This is a genomic window from Lentzea sp. NPDC059081, from assembly GCF_042738015.1.
Lineage (GTDB): Bacteria > Actinomycetota > Actinomycetes > Mycobacteriales > Pseudonocardiaceae > Lentzea.
This window is the reverse complement of record NZ_JBHYGW010000052.1, coordinates 18,218-32,314: the sequence shown is the minus strand read 5'-3', so window position 1 is coordinate 32,314 and position 14,097 is coordinate 18,218. Positions and strand designations below refer to the sequence as shown.

Below are 14,097 nucleotides of genomic sequence, written 5' to 3'. Positions count from 1 at the left end.
GGCTGCACACCTACAATCACCACCGCGGACACACCGCACTCAAAGGCCAGCCACCCGCCAGCCGCGTTCCCAACCTCTCCGGTCAGTACAGCTAGCGGTCCTGCTGCCGGTCGTCACAGCGGGACGACCGGCGGCACTCACTTCGGTTCCTTGCGCGGCAGGGGCCGCGTCGCCGGACCCTCCAGCACCGTTCCGTCGACGTCGAAGCGCGACCCGTGGCACGGGCAGTCCCAGCTGTGCTCGGCGGCGTTGAACCGCACCAGGCAGCCGAGGTGCGTGCACCGCAACGACACCCCGTGCAGCTTGCCGTCGGCGTCGCGGTAGACGCCGGTCTTGCCCAGGCCGTCGCGGATGACGTGCGCGTGCCCCGGCGGCAGGTCCTCGCTGGACGTGGCGTCGGCCGGCGCGATCCTGTCGCCGACCATCTGCGCCGCGACCTCGGCGTTCTTCTTCACCAGGTCCGGCAACGACTTCAGCGACACCCGGTGCGGGCTGAACCGCTCGGCGAGGTCGTTCGGCTTGCCGGTGACGAGGTCGGCGAGCAGCGAGGCCGCGAACGTGCCGCTGGTCAGGCCCCACTTCATGTAGCCGGTGGCGGTGAACAGGGTGTCGCTGCCCGGCGTGTAGCCGCCGATCATCGGCAGGTGGTCGTAGGACGTCGGGTCCTGCGCCGACCACCGGTGCGTGACCTCCTCGACCTGCCAGTGCTGCCGCGCGAAGTCCTCCAGCCGGCGGAACGGCTCCACCACGGGCTTGCCGGTCGGGTGGCTCTGCCCGGCGAGGATCAGCCGGTCGCCGTGAGCGGAGATCGACCACGACGGGCTGCCGGTGCTGATCGCGAGCGCTTGCGTCGGGTTCGCGACGCGGGCGGCGATGCAGTAGGCGCGGGTCAGCTCCAGACGGGGGAAGTACAGGCCGCGGTCGAGCGTCGGGTAGTGCGTGGCGATCACGACCTGCGCCGCGTTCACCACGCCGTCCTTCGTGGACAACCGGGTGCCCTTCACCTCCAGCACCCTGCTGTGCTCGCAGACCAGGCTGCCGTCGCCGTCCACCGCGGCGGCCAGGCCCAGCAGGTACTTCACCGGGTGCAGCGCGATCTGGTCGTCGAGCCGCACGGCCGCGTGCACGGGGAACGGCAGGTCGAGGCCCGTGGTGCCGCTGCGCACCGGCAGGCCGACGTGCCGCGCGGAGATCAGCTCGTGGTCGACGTCGCGCACCTCGTCCTCGGTGTAGGCGTAGGTGACGGCGGGGGACCGGCGCAGGTCGCAGTCGATCTTCTCGCTCTGCACCAGCGCGGCGACCTGGGCGACGGCGGCCTGCGACGCGGTGGCGTAGTCGGTGGCGGCGGCCAGGCCGTGCGCCCGCCGGATCTGCGAGTACACAGTGGACTGCAGGGCCGTCACCTTGGCGGTGTTGTTGCCGGACACGCCCGACGCGACCCGTTCGGCCTCCAGCACGACCACGTCGAGACCGCGGCGCTTGAGCAGCAACGCGGTGGTGAGCCCGGTGATGCCGCCGCCCACCACGGCCACGTCGAAGGTGTGCTCGCCGGTCAGCGGTGGACGCGGCTGAGCGGGGATGGCGGTGAGCCAGAGCGACTGGTCGGCCGTGGTGGTCATGGCGGCGGTGTACCCACGGCAGGCGTGGTTATGCCGCTGGTGGGAGCGGGTGCCGTCGGCCACGATCGGGCGCTGTCCGGATACCTCACCCGATCCGTGGGTATGCGGGACGCATGAGCAAGCACCGGGTAGTCGTCGTCGGTGGCGGTTTCGGCGGGCTGGGGGTCGTGCGCGGGCTGAAGCGCGCGGACGTCGAGGTCACGCTGATCGACCGCACGAACCACCACCTCTTCCAGCCGTTGCTCTACCAGGTGGCGACGGCGTTGCTGCCCACCGGGGACATCGCGCCCGCGTTCCGGGCGATCCTGCGCAGGCAGCGCAACGCGCGGGTGCTGCTGGGCGAGGTCACCGGGTTCGACACCACCGCCAAGACCGTGGGCGTCGACCTGCCGGACGGGTCGTCGCGCCAGATCGGGTACGACACGCTGGTCGTCGCGGCCGGGGCGCGGGACAGCTACTTCGGCCACGACGAGTGGGCCGAGGTGGCGCCGCCGATGAAGACCCTCGAGCAGGCCGTGAACCTGCGGTCGCGGCTGCTGCGCGCGTTCGAGTCGGCGGTGGCGGCGGACGACCCGAAGCAGTGGCTGTCGTTCGCGGTGATCGGCGCGGGACCGACCGGCGTCGAGCTCGCCGGGCAGCTCGCGGACCTCGCGCGCCGGGCGTTGAAGGGGCAGTTCCAGGAGATCGACCCGCGCGACATCCGGATCACGCTGCTCGACGCGGTGCCGCACGTGCTGCCGCCGTTCCCGGAGAAGCTGCGCGAGCACACCCGCCGCAAGCTGGAACAGCTCGGCGTCACGGTGATGACCGGTGCGATGGTCGAGTCGATCGACGCGGAGGGTCTCACCACCAAGGACGGCGACCGGGTCGAGGCGCGGACGATCATCTGGGCGGCCGGGGTGCAGGCCTCGCCGCTGTCGCGCAAGCTCGCCGACGCCACCGGGACCGAGGTCGACCGCAAGGGCAGGATCAGGGTGAACCCCGTCGACTGCTCGGTCACCGACGACGTCTTCGCGATCGGCGACATGGTCAACCTGAACGACCTGCCGGGCATCGCCGAGCCCGCCATCCAGGAGGGGCACCACGTCGCCAAGGTGATCAAGGCGCGGCTGAAGGGCGAGCGGCACAAGCCGTTCAAGTACCTCGACCTCGGCACCATGGCCACGATCTCGCCCGCCGACGCCGTCGCCGACATCAAGAAGCTGCGGCTGCGCGGAGTCGTCGGCAAGGTGGCGTGGGCCGTCGTGCACATCGCGTTCCTCGTCGGCTGGCGCAACCGGGCCGCGGTGCTGACCCAGTGGGCGCTGAACATCGTCACCGGGCGGCGCGCGCAGCCGATCATCCTGGAGCCGATGCGGGCGAAAACTGCTGAATAGCGCCACGACGGGGTAACCGGGAGCCGTGAACACGGAGCTGCTGGGCATCTACCTCAACGACCACCTGGCCGGGACGACGGCGATCAGCGAGCTCGCGCGCCGCGTCAGCCGCACGCACCCCGAGCTGCGCCTGCTCGCCGACGACCTGGAGGCCGACCGCAAGGAGCTGCTCGACTTCATGCGCGAGGTCGGGGTCGAGGCGCGTCCGCACAAGGCCGCGATCGGCTGGCTCTCCGAGAAGGCGGGCAGGCTCAAGCTCAACGGCAGGGTGCTCGGCCGCTCGCCGCTGAGCGACGTGCTGGAGCTGGAGGGCCTGCGCGTCGGCATCGAGGCCAAGTCGGCGCTGTGGCGGACGCTGCGCAAGCTCCAGAGCTTCGACGAGGAACGCCTGGAGCGGCTCGCGCGCCGGGCCGCGGGACAGGCCGAGCTCGTCGACCAGTACCGGGTTCGCCTGGCACCCGGGTCGTTCAACGCGCCGCCGATCTCCGGTGTCGACGTCGAACGCACCTTCACCGTCGCGGCCAGCCCCGAGGGCGTCGTCGAGTACCTGCGCGACTTCTCCCGCACCGAGCAGTGGGATCCGGGCACGGTCTCGTGCCGCCGGCTCGACAACGGACCGGTCGAGGTCGGCTCGCGCTGGCACAACGTCTCGTCGTTCCTCGGCCGCAGGACCGAGCTCGTCTACGAGCTGACCCGCGACGAGCCGGGCGGGCTGCGGTTCGTCGGCCGCAACGACACCGCCACCGCGACGGACGACATCACGATCACCGCCGGCTCGACGCCGGGCACCACCCGGATCGCCTACCACGCGCACCTGGAGTTCACCGGACTGGCGAAGCTCGGCGCTCCCGTCGCGAAGCTGGCGCTCGAGAAACTGGGCAACGACACCGAGAAGAGCCTCATCAGGGTGCTCGGGTCTGTCCGGTAAAGGCAACGGAAAAACGCAGGTCAGGCGCGATTCCCCGGGGTGTGGGAGATCCATAGACTCCCTCGCGCCGGGTGATGGGACAGGCTGCCTCCTGTTCGCTCCGGCGGACTCGAGAGGGAGTGCTGGGGTGTCCGAGAACAACCTCACCAGGCGCGGCTTCGTCACGGGCGCGGCGGCCGTCGCCGGTCTCGCCGGCCTGGCTGCCGTCGCACCCGGTCTGGCCGGAGCCGACCCGAAGACCGGCGACCGGCACACCGACGCGGAGATCCAGGCCGCCGAGGTCGGCGCGCTGGCGATGATGACGTTCCAGAAGATCGACGGGACGCCGGTCTACTACTGGCGTTCCAACCGCGGCAACACGACCGCGCGCAACTGGCAGGCCACCGACGCGTTCTACAACGCGCTCGTCGCGTGGATCCGGGACCTGCGGTCGCTGTCGTCGAGCTACGGCTCGATCAGCTACATCGTCTCCGCCGGGTTCTACGTCGACAAGGCGGGCCAGCACGGCGCCGGCACCGCGATGGACCTCGACCACGTCCGCTGGTCCGGCGGCAACACCATCTCGCCGCTCGACCAGGCGCACGCTTCGGGCACGGCGTCGGTCCGCAAGCGCTACCTCGCGACGGAGGCCGTCTGCCGCCGCCGGTTCCGGTACGTGCTGGACGGCTGGTACAACTCCGACCACGCCGACCACATCCACTCGGACTTCGGTGGCATGCCGGTCCGCGCGGCGACGGACTCCGAGTCCGACACCAAGTTCGTCCAGGCCGTCTGCAACAACTTCCGCGCCGCCGGCCTCACGATCGACGGCATCTGGGGACCCAAGACGACGACCGCGTTCAACGGCCTCAAGTCGGCGCTGGGCGTCACGGGCGACCCGCACTCCAGCGCGTCGGTCTGGCAGGGCATGCTCTCGAAGATCGCCACCAAGGGTTTCGCGAACCAGAACATCTGACCGCGGAGCCAATTCCGTGGAATCGGGCTGAGAAAGCCGCCACGGGGCCGGAAACGACGAAGGCGCGTCCATCGCTGGACGCGCCTTCGTCGTTTCCGAAGAAAGGACTAGCGGGGACCGCCGCCCATCGAGCCGCCGAGGCCGAAGAGGATCCGCTGGATGAGCTCGGGATCGACGTCCGGCTCGTCGCCCAGCTGCTCGGCCGCGGGCGACCGGCGCTTCTCCCGGCGGGGGAGCGGCACCGCGGTCGCGTTCACGCCCGTCGGCAGCTGGAGCTCGCACCAGATGAGCTTGATGCCACCGGCGAGCTGGAGCTCGCCGGTGCGCAGGTCGGGAGAGGTGGGCGGCATGATGAACCGCGCCGCCTCCAGTTCGACCACGAGGTAGTCGCCGCTGAGCCTCAGGCGCAGCGTGATGAGCCGGGAAGTCTTGGGGTCCGCGGACTCGACGGCGGCTTCGACCAGCGCGCACGCGACGGCCGAGCACTCTCCGATCATGTTGCGCAGACGCCACTCACCGAGTGTGAAGCGCACGAACAGATCCGCGCAGTTCACCGCGGTGGGCAGCGCGATGAGTGTCAGGTCGTCGACCTGGGCGGTCTGGGCGTTCGCCTGCATGCTGCCTCCGTTTCGCGTGCGGCGCGCGATCCGCGATGGTCACCCGAATGGCCGTCGCGGTGAGCGGGAATCTACATGGGTATACGCGGGAAGCAATGCCCCGGTTGACTCACCCGTCAAAAGTCACGTCCGGGTCACAATACTCGGTCTGTCTGCTCACTGTGAGTATAGCGTCCGGCGCCGAGCGTGATCGATTCGGGTCTGGATCGCCGGCCGCCGAACCGCTTCGACGAATTCGTGAAGCAGTCGCCCCGTCATTCACGTTCCGTCCGGTATGCCACGTCGTGGGGCGCACGACCGTCCCTGGGTGCCGCGGTGGCGCGGGGCGGTTCGGTTCGGCTTTCGTCTGACGGAATGAATGCCGCGACCTTAAATCGAATTAAGCTGCGAAGGGTTCACGGGCCGGAGCTTAAAGATATTTAAGGCAAATTAATCGTACGAACGGTGGAGTGGCGGGCCCGGGCGCTCGGCTAAATTCATGGCAGATCACGAGAAACCGATCGAAGACCTGCTGAATACGCCGGGCCCCACACCCCTGGCCGAGAGCCCCGGCTGATCCACCTCGTTACACCGGTGTGGGAAAGGCAAGCGCGCACTGCTCATCGGGTTCCTCCCTCCTGCTCGGGACCCGGTGGTGCGGCAGCGGTGCGCCGCGGCCTGCCGGTGCCCGCCGGCGGCGTCGGACCCGTCCCACGGTCCGCACGCCGCCGGCGGTGTTCTTCCCGGCTCTCCCGAAAAGAGCCGTCCGAGAAAGAGCTCGGTGGCGCGAGGCGCAACGGCGGCGGCCCGCCTCGCGCCACCGCCCTGCACACCCATGCCCTAGACCCGACGGAGCCTCAATTGCACGCGTGCGCCACCCAGCGGCCCGCGGTCGACGTGGAGCGTGCCGCCCGTGCTCTCCGCGGCACGGCGGGCGATGTCGAGGCCCAGGCCGGTGGACCCACCCCCGCTGGCGCCCCGGCGCACGGCGCGCGCCCGGTCGGTGATGCCGGGACCGGCGTCCTCGACCACGAGCGCGACCAGGTCGGCCTGGTGCACCAGTGTCACGGCGAACCGCGTGCCCTCCGGCGTGTAGCGGAAGACGTTGCCCAGCAGCGCGTCCAGCGCCGCCGACAGCTCGGTGCGCGCGAGAGGCACGTGCGCGGGCCGGTCGGCGCCCCGGACCGTCCAGGGCCGTTCCTGGTCGTCGGCGAGAGCGGACCAGAACGCCAGCCGGTCGCGGACGACGTCCGTCGCGTCGGTGGAGCCCTCGCCCGTCCGCAGACCGGACCGGGCGGCCCTGATGATTTCGCCGACCTCTCTCTCGAGCCCCTGGACGGCCGTGCGGATGCGATCCGCACCCGGCCCCTGCCCCAGGGCGTCCGCGTCCAGCAGCAGGGCTGTCAGGGGCGTTCTGAGGCGGTGCGAGAGGTCGGCGACCACCTCCCGTTCGGCGGCGAGGAGGTGGCGCACGCGTTCGGCCATGGCGTTGAACGCCTTGCCCACCTCCGCGACCTCGGGAGGTCCCTTGACAGGAACGCGCGCGGTCATGTCCCCCTGTCCCATGCGCCGCGCGCCTTCCGCCAACGCCCGCGTGGCCTTCACGGCCCGTGCGCCCAGCCGGTCGGCGACCAGCACCGACCCGGCGACCAGCCCGAACGCGACGGCCGCGAGGACCCACCACGTGCCGATCACGCCGCGGGTGAGCTCCTCGTGCGGCACGAACGCCTCGATGATCGCGATGCCGCTGTCGCTGGTGGCGAGCGGCTGCAGGTAGGCGACGCCGTCGGGGCGTTCGACCGTGGCGGCCCGCGCGAGGTTCTGCGCGTCCTCCAGGTCCTTCGCGGTGATGTGCGAGGTGCCGAAGGTCGCGGCAGGGGAGGCGAGGTGCACGGCGAGCCGCTGCTGGCCGCCGAAGCGGGTGCTGCGGATGGCCTGGCGGATCTCCTGCGGCCGCCGGGTGATCACCAGCGCCGGGGTGAGCGCGTTGGCCTGCTTCTCGGCCTCGCTGAGCGCGCGGGTGTACGCGGCGTTCTTGACGACGATCGCGAGCGGGATGAGGAAGGCCAGCGCCACCATGCTGGTCGCCGCGAGAGCGACCAGCACCAGTGACCGCCTCACCTCGGTGCGACCAGTCGCACACCGACCCCGCGCACCGTGTGCAGGTAGCGCGGCTGCGCGGCCCGTTCGCCGAGCTTGCGGCGCAACCACGACAGGTGGACGTCGAGCGTCTGGTCGTCGCGGTTGGACGGCCACAGGCTGGCGAGGATCTCGGCCCGCGGGACCACCTCGCCGTGCCGTGCCGCGAGGTAGGAGAGCAGCTCGAACTCCTTGTGCGTGAGCGAGAGCTCACGCCCGTCCACGGAGGCCCTGCGGGAGCTCACGTCGATCTCCAGGCCGCCGACGACGAGCTGCTTGCTGTCGCGCGCCCGCCGCAGCACGGCCTGCACCCGTGCCTCGAGGTGCTCGCTGGAGAACGGTTTGACCAGGTAGTCGTCCGCGCCCGCGTTCAGCAGGCGGATGATCTCCGCCTCGTCGTCACGGGCGGTGGCGATCACCACGGGGGTGTTCGTGACGCCGCGGATCATCCGCAGCGCGTCGCCGCCGTCGAGGTCGGGGAGCCCCAGGTCGAGCACCACGACGTCGTAGCCGGTCGCGGTGACTTCGCGCAGGGCCTCGATCGCGAGCGCCACACCGTGCACGATGTGGCCCTGACCGGAGAGGGCCCGCGTGATCGCCGCACGCACCACGGGGTCGTCTTCGACCAGCAGAACCGATGCCATGTCAGGGGAGGATATTCGCAGTGAGACGGTCGATCGGATACCTGGCCGCCTGGGCCGTGGTGACCGCGGTCGCCGTGGGCCTGTCCTGGTTCGGCATCCGGTCCGCGATGGAGCCCGCTCCCGTGGCCGACGTGGGCCTCGCCGAGCCCGCCGGGTCGACCGTGCTGCCGATGCCGACGATCACCTCGCTGCCGCCGCCCGAGCCCGAACCTGGCCCCTCCATCGGCACGCCGTCCGTTCCGCCGCCCACGTCCACCAGGCCTCCCGTGTCGCGCTCGTCTGCTCCGGTTCCTCCCAGTAGTACGGATGCGCGTCCCTCCACGGCTCAACTCCCGGAGGGGGAATGGCAGGCCGACGGCTCCTACGTGCACGCGTTCCACATGCGGGGCGGCGACGTGGTGGCGCGCTTCCTGCCGACCGGGGTGAAGGCGCTCTCGGCCACCCCCGCGGACGGCTGGTCGGTGTCGGTGGAGCAGCCGGGCGGGCCGCTGGTGGTGAACTTCCGCACGGCCGCCGGCCGGTTGTCCAGGCTCGAGGCGAACTGGACGAACGGGCCGACGGCGCGCGTGATCGAGCAGTGACTAGAGGCCGATGGCCTCTGCGAGCTGGGCGGGCTTGAGCACCCGCAGGATCGCCTCGAACAGGTAGTAGTCGCCGTAGGGCAGCGAGACCTCCACCCCGTCCTCCGCCGGGCGGTTGCGGGTGCCGCGCGCCAGGACCGCCTCCGCGCGCGTCGACCTCGTGGTGAGGCAGGTGCCCACGAGCCCGCCGAGGATCTGCAGCGCCCGGTCGCGGTAGCGGGCCGTGCCGGTGGCGGTGGCGAGGTCGAGCAGGCCGCACGCCATGATCGCGCCCGCCGACGAGTCCTTGACGTCGTTCACGCCCAACGGCGACCGGTAGTCCCACACGGGCACGTGGTCGGGCGTCAGGGCGTTGAGGGCGAAGTCGGCCATCTTGCGCGCGGTGTCGCGGAACTCACGCAGGCCGGTGCGGCGGTACATGGTCGTGAAGCCGTAGATGCCCCACGCCTGACCGCGCGCCCAGCACGACGTCGGGCTGTAGCCCTGGACGGTGTTCTGGCCGATCGGCGCGCCCGTGTCGGGGTTGAAGTCGAACACGTGCGGGGTCGAGCCGTCGGCGCGCAGGAAGTGCGTCTGGGTGGTCCTGGCGTGGGCGATCGCGATGTCGAGGAACTTGCGGTCGCCGGTCTGCTCGGTGGCGAACGCGAGCAGGTCCAGGTTCATCATCGTGTCGATGATCACCCGGCCCGCGTTGCCCGGCGTGCCGATCGCGCCCCAGGCCCTGATGAACCTCCCGGTCGCGTTCCAGCGCTGGGTCAGGGTGTTCGCCGCGTCGATCGCGCCGTCGCGCCACCTCGGGTCGCCGGTGAGCCGGTAGGCGGTCACCCACGACGGGGAGAACAGGAACCCCAGGTCGTGGTCGCGCGGGTCGAGCCTGCGGGGGGCCAGCCGGTCGTTCGCCGCCTCGGCCAGCGCGCGGAACCGCGCGTCGCCGCTGTCGAGGTGCGCGAGCCACAGGGTGCCCGGCCAGAAACCGCCGACCCAGCCGCCGTCGGCGACGTAGGTCCACTTCTCGGCACGGGTGATCTCCGGGAACGAGGTGATGCCCGGTGCGACCGCCCTCAGCTTCGCGAGGCCGTAGTCGAGTGCGGCGCGCAGCTGTGCGGGCGAGGGCGCCGCTTCCACGCCGAGCGCGACACCGGTTCCGGTGAGCAGGGGAGTGGCCGCGGCAGAGGCCAGCAGGGTGCGTCGAGACAGGTTCACGAGACTGTCCAGTCCCTTTCGTGTCCGTGCGCCCGGCGCCACAGTGCCAGAGGTGTTGGGAGACCGGCAAACATTGACTTCAACCGATTTGTTCAGGTCTCTGAACAGCACGAACAGGCCTGGAGATGTTCACGAGGGTGAACTCGCCCCGGGTTTCGGATCCGAGGGGAGAACGGTGTCGAGAAGGGCGCACCCGTCCGGTGCGCCACCGAGTCCCGGCGTCGATTTCCCTTGTGGAGCGGGGGAGTTCGACGCTCACGCCGTCACTCCACCGCGCTCCAGACCGCGAACGGGACGTCGATCTCGTCGCGGCTCAGCCCGCCGTGCTCGAACTTCCGCGAGGGGTCGGGGATCGGGAACCGCGGCGACGCCGCCACCGCGACGACCGGACCCGCCTCCGGCTGCGGGAGACCCAGGTCCGTGGCGTGGTGCACGGTGGCCGTCGCGCCCAGAGTCGTTGCGACGCGGTCGAAAACGGCGTCCATCCGGTCCGGCTTCGGGTAGAGCCACCGCGTGCGGCCGGCGCCGCCGGATGGAATCACGCAGTCCTCGCGCACGATCGCGTCCCACGCCTCGACGAGCTCCGGGTCGGGCTCGACGGCGACCTGCCCGCCACCGGAGTGGGCCACGACGGTCCAACCCTGTGCGGCCCAACGGGAAGCGTGTGCGTCGAGGCGGAGCATCGCCTCGTGCACCGACTCGTCGTAGCCGTTGCGGTGCACGTGGTCGTCGACGTTGACGTACGTCCAGAGCAGCCGGGCGTCCGGCAGCGCCTTGTCCAGGTCCGCCACGACGTTCGCGACGAGCAGGGGCGGATCCTCCGCCTGCGCGGTGAGTTTGTGGCGGGGCGGAGCGGGTAGCCGGGTGCATCCCCGGAGCAGGGCCTGGGCCCAGGTGCCTTCGAGGAGGTCGAGCTCGCGGGCCAGGACCGTCGCGCCGTGCCGTTCGAGCACGGTGGGCAGGTCCGGGATCGCCGGCGTGCCGTTGATGGCGTGCACGAGTCCGGAACCGTTGCGGTACACCGTTCCCGGGACGCGGTGGACGTCGGCGGGCACGCCCGTCAGCGCGGTGAGCCAGGCCGTCGCCGTCGTCGGCGGGACCGTCGAGGTGAGGGTGGAGAGGGAGGCGGCCAGCCACGACTGTTTGGCCACGTCCGACGAAAGACCGTCCACGGCCAGGACGATTACGCCGCGTTGAGCCTTGCTGAGGGCGTGTTCGAGCCGGGAAGGTATCTCCACCAGTGACATCGGGCGACTGTAACGCATCTCATCAGGCCCACTTCGCCTGATCGGGTGGTCTGTTCCCGCAGAATGGTGCCGATGGGGTAAAGGGAACTTGACGAGAAGGAGAGTGGCGGATGGCGGTCGGGGTTCTCGACGTCGGGTGCTTCAGCGCACACCTGGTGGTCGTGGAACGAGACCTGACACGGCCGTTGCTGTCCCACAAGGTCCGGCTGCGCCTCGACCAGGAGCTGGACTCCACCGGCGCCATCAGCGCCGCCGGTGTCGAGTCGCTCTGCGCCGCCGTCCGCGCCGCCCGCAAGAAGGCGGGCGACGTCCCGTTCCTGCCGTTCGCCACCTCGTCGGTGCGGGACAGCTCGAACGCCCAGGAGGTCATGCGCAAGGTCGCCAGACGCACCGGCGTGGACCTGAAGGTGTTGTCGGGCAAGGAAGAAGCGCGGTACTCGTACACGGCGGCGCGGCACTGGTTCGGCTGGAGCGCCGGCCCGATGGTCGTGCTCGACGTCGGCGGCGGCACGGTGGAGCTGGCGGCCGGGTTCGGTGCCGAGCCGCAGTTCGCGCTGTCGTTGCCGTTGGGCGCCAGGACTTTGACGCGGGCCGGCCTGACCGTCGAGGACATGCGGGCCGAGGTGCGCGAGCGGCTGTCGAAGGCCTTCCCGCGCGACGAGAGCGCTCGCGCGGTGGGGTGTTCCAAGGTGTTCGAACAGCTCGCCCGCCTGGCCGGGGCGCGCACCGGCACCTACGAGTCGCGTCAGCTGCGGCTGAAGGACCTGGAGAAGTGGATTCCCCGGCTCGCGAAGCTGTCGGTGCGCGAACGTGCCGCGCTGCCGGGGATCTCGCGTCACCGGGCCCAGCAGTCGCTGGCGGGCGCGGTGGTCGCGGAGGGGTTGATGAAGGTCTCGGGGCACGACGTCGTGGACATCTCCCCGTGGTCCACGAAGGAAGGCCTGCTGCTGGACCTGGTCGAGCGGTCGCGCGGACGGCGCGAGTCAGCCGCGTAGGGCGGTGACGGCGTCGTCGACGTCGGCGAACAGCAGGAGCAGCTGGTCGACAGCTGTCATCTCCAACGGCCGCAACACGACTCTCGTGTCGCTGACGACGCCGAACTTGACGCCGAGCTCGTCGGCCTGCGCCTGGGTCTCCACGAGCGCGCGGATCCCCTCGGAGCCGAAGAAGCGGACCTCCCGCAGGTCGACGACCAGAGCCGGCGGCTTGTGGTCGAGGAGCTCGGAGAGCCTGCTGGTCACGGGGGCGGACGACATCATGTCGATCTCACCGGTCAGCGAGACGATCGGGATGGACTGGACATAGGTGGTTCTCTGGCGAAGCTGGTTCATGTGGACTCCCGTCCGCACCGACCGTACGCGCCTCTCGGTGACGGTCACAAGCCGAACACGCGCCGCCCGTCGCTCAGCCCAGCAGGAAAGCCCTGGTCACGAACATCGCCGCGACGAGAACGGCGAACAGCACGATGAGCGTGATCACAATCCGTGACGCCGCTTTGCTCGGCGGTTTCTGCTCGTGGTGCGACAGCCCGCCGGTCGTCGACCCGGAGTCGGGCGGTGTGTCCCCCGGCGCGACCCCGCCACCGGGCTCGAGGCCGGGGGTGCGGAGCGGGTCGGGGTCAGGAGGAGTTGCGGTCATACGGGGTCAGGTACCCGGTTCGGGACCGGATACCCGGCTTTCAGCCTTCCAGCTGAGCCCAGACCACCTTGCCGTCGTCGTCCGGCTTGGTCCCCCAGCCGACGCTCAGCGCCTGCACGAGCTGCATCCCCCGCCCACGGGCCGAACCGGGGTCCACGGGCCGGAGCACGGGCTGCTTGGGCGACTCGTCGTGCACCTCGAGGAGCATCCCACCGGCCGCGCGGCGCACCGTGAGGGTGATGAGCCCCTCGCCGTGGTCGATCCCGTTGGAGACCAGCTCGGTGACCACGAGCTGCGCGTCGTCGGCGAGATCCTCGGACAGCCCCCACGAGGCAGCGGCACCGCGGACCACCTGCCGAGCGCGTGCGCAGGACCCGCCCTCGGCGGTCAGGGTCACCCGCACCTCAGCCAGTGGGTCGTTCAACACAAGGCGCATCGTCGCACATCCGACGCCTGGTCCGGATCTTTCAGCCCCCCGGTGGTCGCATGCCGGGACGTCGTGCTGCACGATTTGGGTCGCACGAGTCGGGCGTGGCGGAAGGAACGGCGACGATGGAGCTCAACGTCGGCAGCGAGGTCCAGCAGGGGTGGCGAGTGCTCGCCGTCGCCGGTGAGCTGGACATCGACACCGTCCCCGTGCTGTCCGCACGGCTTGATTCGGACGTCAGCGGCGCGCACGCGGTGCTGGACCTGTCGCACCTCGCGTTCATGGACTCGACCGGGCTGGCCCTGGTGCTGGACTGGCACCGGCGGCTGGCGGAGGCGGGCGGGCAGCTGCGGATCGCTTCGGCCCAGGCTCCGGTGCGGCGGTTGTTCGAGCTGGCCGATGTGGCTGAGGTGTTGAGCTTGCACCTGACGGTGGACGAGGCTGTTCAGGAGCCGGTGGCGCCGTAGGTTCCAGCATGGTTGCGGTGCGTTGGGCCGTGCCTGTTCCAGCGTGGGCGTGCACCTCTGCCGGGCGTGGTTGCGTGTCGCGACTTCGTCGCGAGGCGATTGGGGCTTGACTTCGGGGCCCTTGCGAGGCGCTGCGACGGGCGGGAAAAGGTCGGATGCTCCGCACCCGCCCGAACCCGGCAGGGTAGCGCCTCGCACCCAAAGTCAAGCCCCAATCGCGGGCGGGTGGTTGCGTCATCACCGCTACCCGGCGAGGTATGGGAAGACGGCTCGCCTT

At 70.7% G+C, this 14,097-nt stretch carries 15 protein-coding genes; 6 read left to right on the top strand and 9 right to left on the bottom strand.

The window, feature by feature from the left end; translation table 11 throughout:
* Positions 1-137 precede the first annotated feature (137 nt).
* The gene (locus tag ACFWV3_RS44855) at positions 138-1,619 is read right to left on the bottom strand and encodes an FAD-dependent oxidoreductase (RefSeq protein ID WP_382420346.1); all 1,482 of its coding nucleotides are present in this window, start codon (positions 1,617-1,619) and stop codon (positions 138-140) included.
* 113 nt (positions 1,620-1,732) lie between these two features.
* On the opposite strand from ACFWV3_RS44855, the gene ACFWV3_RS44850 reads away from it, so the two are divergent.
* The 3 genes from ACFWV3_RS44850 (at position 1,733) to ACFWV3_RS44840 (ending at position 4,878) form a co-directional block, all read left to right on the top strand.
* Positions 1,733-2,995, top strand: a complete 1,263-nt coding sequence (locus ACFWV3_RS44850) for an NAD(P)/FAD-dependent oxidoreductase (RefSeq protein ID WP_382420344.1) — start codon at positions 1,733-1,735, stop codon at positions 2,993-2,995.
* A gap of 25 nt (positions 2,996-3,020) precedes the next feature.
* A complete protein-coding gene (locus tag ACFWV3_RS44845; RefSeq protein ID WP_382420342.1) occupies positions 3,021-3,923 on the top strand; it encodes an SRPBCC family protein in 903 nt (300 codons plus the stop codon).
* Between the two features lie 127 nt (positions 3,924-4,050).
* Positions 4,051-4,878: an extensin family protein gene (locus tag ACFWV3_RS44840; protein WP_382420340.1), complete on the top strand. Its 828-nt coding sequence runs from the start codon at positions 4,051-4,053 to the stop codon at positions 4,876-4,878.
* Positions 4,879-4,985: 107 nt separating this feature from the next.
* Here ACFWV3_RS44840 and ACFWV3_RS44835 read toward each other — a convergent pair whose 3' ends face one another.
* The 3 genes from ACFWV3_RS44835 to ACFWV3_RS44825 form a co-directional block, all read right to left on the bottom strand.
* Entirely contained in the window at positions 4,986-5,495 is a 510-nt protein-coding gene (locus ACFWV3_RS44835; protein ID WP_382420338.1) for an ATP-binding protein, read from the bottom strand.
* An 819-nt stretch (positions 5,496-6,314) separates the two neighbouring features.
* Positions 6,315-7,595, bottom strand: coding sequence for an ATP-binding protein (locus ACFWV3_RS44830; RefSeq protein ID WP_382420336.1), 1,281 nt, complete (start codon positions 7,593-7,595; stop codon positions 6,315-6,317).
* Positions 7,592-8,257 carry a response regulator transcription factor gene (locus ACFWV3_RS44825; RefSeq protein WP_382420334.1) on the bottom strand — a complete coding sequence of 222 codons (666 nt, stop codon included), beginning with the start codon at positions 8,255-8,257 and terminating at the stop codon, positions 7,592-7,594. The genes ACFWV3_RS44830 and ACFWV3_RS44825 overlap by 4 nt, the downstream gene beginning before the upstream one ends.
* Before the next feature lie 20 nt (positions 8,258-8,277).
* Here ACFWV3_RS44825 and ACFWV3_RS44820 point away from each other — a divergent pair, with 20 nt between their 5' ends.
* Positions 8,278-8,838 (top strand): hypothetical protein, encoded by a 561-nt coding sequence (locus ACFWV3_RS44820; RefSeq protein ID WP_382420332.1) that lies wholly within the window; start codon positions 8,278-8,280, stop codon positions 8,836-8,838.
* On the opposite strand, the gene ACFWV3_RS44815 is transcribed toward ACFWV3_RS44820, so the two are convergent.
* Positions 8,839-10,041, bottom strand: a complete 1,203-nt coding sequence (locus ACFWV3_RS44815) for a glycoside hydrolase family 88 protein (RefSeq protein WP_382420330.1) — start codon at positions 10,039-10,041, stop codon at positions 8,839-8,841. It lies immediately after the preceding gene.
* Between the two features lie 263 nt (positions 10,042-10,304).
* Positions 10,305-11,288 carry a hypothetical protein gene (locus ACFWV3_RS44810; RefSeq protein ID WP_382420328.1) on the bottom strand — a complete coding sequence of 328 codons (984 nt, stop codon included), beginning with the start codon at positions 11,286-11,288 and terminating at the stop codon, positions 10,305-10,307.
* 110 nt (positions 11,289-11,398) lie between these two features.
* Here ACFWV3_RS44810 and ACFWV3_RS44805 point away from each other — a divergent pair, with 110 nt between their 5' ends.
* The gene (locus ACFWV3_RS44805; RefSeq protein WP_382420326.1) at positions 11,399-12,283 is read left to right on the top strand and encodes a Ppx/GppA phosphatase family protein; all 885 of its coding nucleotides are present in this window, start codon (positions 11,399-11,401) and stop codon (positions 12,281-12,283) included.
* Here the strand turns inward: ACFWV3_RS44805 and ACFWV3_RS44800 are convergent.
* From ACFWV3_RS44800 to ACFWV3_RS44790, 3 genes are all read right to left on the bottom strand, one after another.
* Positions 12,272-12,619, bottom strand: a complete 348-nt coding sequence (locus ACFWV3_RS44800; RefSeq protein WP_382420324.1) for an STAS domain-containing protein — start codon at positions 12,617-12,619, stop codon at positions 12,272-12,274. The two genes, ACFWV3_RS44805 and ACFWV3_RS44800, sit on opposite strands and share 12 nt — an antisense overlap.
* 73 nt (positions 12,620-12,692) lie before the next feature.
* The gene (locus ACFWV3_RS44795; RefSeq protein ID WP_382420322.1) at positions 12,693-12,926 is read right to left on the bottom strand and encodes a DUF6480 family protein; all 234 of its coding nucleotides are present in this window, start codon (positions 12,924-12,926) and stop codon (positions 12,693-12,695) included.
* Positions 12,927-12,966: 40 nt separating this feature from the next.
* The gene (locus ACFWV3_RS44790) at positions 12,967-13,362 is read right to left on the bottom strand and encodes an ATP-binding protein (RefSeq protein WP_382420320.1); all 396 of its coding nucleotides are present in this window, start codon (positions 13,360-13,362) and stop codon (positions 12,967-12,969) included.
* A 95-nt stretch (positions 13,363-13,457) separates the two neighbouring features.
* Between ACFWV3_RS44790 and ACFWV3_RS44785 the strand changes: the two genes are divergently transcribed.
* Positions 13,458-13,820 carry an STAS domain-containing protein gene (locus ACFWV3_RS44785; protein ID WP_382420318.1) on the top strand — a complete coding sequence of 121 codons (363 nt, stop codon included), beginning with the start codon at positions 13,458-13,460 and terminating at the stop codon, positions 13,818-13,820.
* Positions 13,821-14,097 lie beyond the last annotated feature (277 nt).

Bases quoted from the DNA above. Each gene is read 5' to 3' on its own strand.
- ACFWV3_RS44855 (WP_382420346.1), bottom strand. From the start codon at position 1,619: ATGACCACCACGGCCGACCAGTCGCTCTGGCTCACCGCCATCCCCGCT.
- ACFWV3_RS44850 (WP_382420344.1), top strand. From the start codon at position 1,733: ATGAGCAAGCACCGGGTAGTCGTCGTCGGTGGCGGTTTCGGCGGGCTG.
- ACFWV3_RS44835 (WP_382420338.1), bottom strand. From the start codon at position 5,495: ATGCAGGCGAACGCCCAGACCGCCCAGGTCGACGACCTGACACTCATC.
- ACFWV3_RS44825 (WP_382420334.1), bottom strand. From the start codon at position 8,257: ATGGCATCGGTTCTGCTGGTCGAAGACGACCCCGTGGTGCGTGCGGCG.
- ACFWV3_RS44810 (WP_382420328.1), bottom strand. From the start codon at position 11,288: ATGTCACTGGTGGAGATACCTTCCCGGCTCGAACACGCCCTCAGCAAG.
- ACFWV3_RS44805 (WP_382420326.1), top strand. From the start codon at position 11,399: ATGGCGGTCGGGGTTCTCGACGTCGGGTGCTTCAGCGCACACCTGGTG.
- ACFWV3_RS44800 (WP_382420324.1), bottom strand. From the start codon at position 12,619: ATGAACCAGCTTCGCCAGAGAACCACCTATGTCCAGTCCATCCCGATC.
- ACFWV3_RS44795 (WP_382420322.1), bottom strand. From the start codon at position 12,926: ATGACCGCAACTCCTCCTGACCCCGACCCGCTCCGCACCCCCGGCCTC.
- ACFWV3_RS44790 (WP_382420320.1), bottom strand. From the start codon at position 13,362: ATGCGCCTTGTGTTGAACGACCCACTGGCTGAGGTGCGGGTGACCCTG.